Source organism: Bradyrhizobium viridifuturi, from assembly GCF_001238275.1.
Lineage (GTDB): Bacteria > Pseudomonadota > Alphaproteobacteria > Rhizobiales > Xanthobacteraceae > Bradyrhizobium > Bradyrhizobium viridifuturi.
The window spans coordinates 1-728 of record NZ_LGTB01000128.1 but is presented as its reverse complement, the minus strand read 5'-3'; the positions used below and the strand labels follow the sequence as shown (position 1 = coordinate 728).

At 59.8% G+C, this 728-nt stretch carries 1 protein-coding gene; it reads right to left on the bottom strand.

The window, feature by feature from the left end; all coding sequences use genetic code 11:
• Positions 1-182 (bottom strand): hypothetical protein (locus tag ALC15_RS45730; protein ID WP_210168634.1); only part of this gene is annotated, 182 nt, incomplete at its 3' end.
• Positions 183-728: the final 546 nt, after the last annotated feature.

Genomic DNA, 728 nt, shown 5'->3' with positions numbered 1-728 from the left:
CAGATGATCTTGATCGACCTAAAGAGTGTAAGTGGATGTTTGCGTACAAGCTCTGTGCTCGTCTTCTCGAACTCGTCCGGGCCTCCTTGCTGGGGGACGATCTCCCGAAGTGCGGCCAGCTTCTCAGGGGCGGCGGAGCGAATAGCTGCCTCGAAAGCCGGTATAAATTCCAGCCTGTCCATCGCAACACATTCCTTATGAAGAAAGCTCCGGTTTTGAAGGCGGCCTTGGTGGCGGCCTGGTCGCCATAAGCTCCGCAATCGCGGCAAGTACGACGCTCGTATCGGCCTTTCCTTCGGACCATCCCTTCAGCGCCTCTATCGCGTTCTTTAAAGCCTCATCACGGGTCACGGAACAATCTCCACAGCCCCCCTGTGGCCGGCCGCGCCGCCTGCGACTCCGAAAGAACGCGCGGGCATTTGGAGACCGCCCGCGCGGAGTTTGCTACGTCAAGCTTGGTCCGTGTTGCGTGAAGATAAACAGCCAAGCCGATAGGCCTCTCAACAACTCGCATGCCACGGCACCGTGCAGAAGTAGAGCCAAACGGCGCGGTATCGACAGAGCACAGTGAGGCCGACGCGACGGAAAAGCGTGCGGGCGACTGCTGACGACCGCCCGCACGCCGTCGCACCTCAAACAGACCTGGCCCTCACGAGGGTCAATCAATAAGCGGCCAAGCCATAGACTGCTCAGCAACGCGCGTGCCAGACGACCGGAGAGTAAACCGT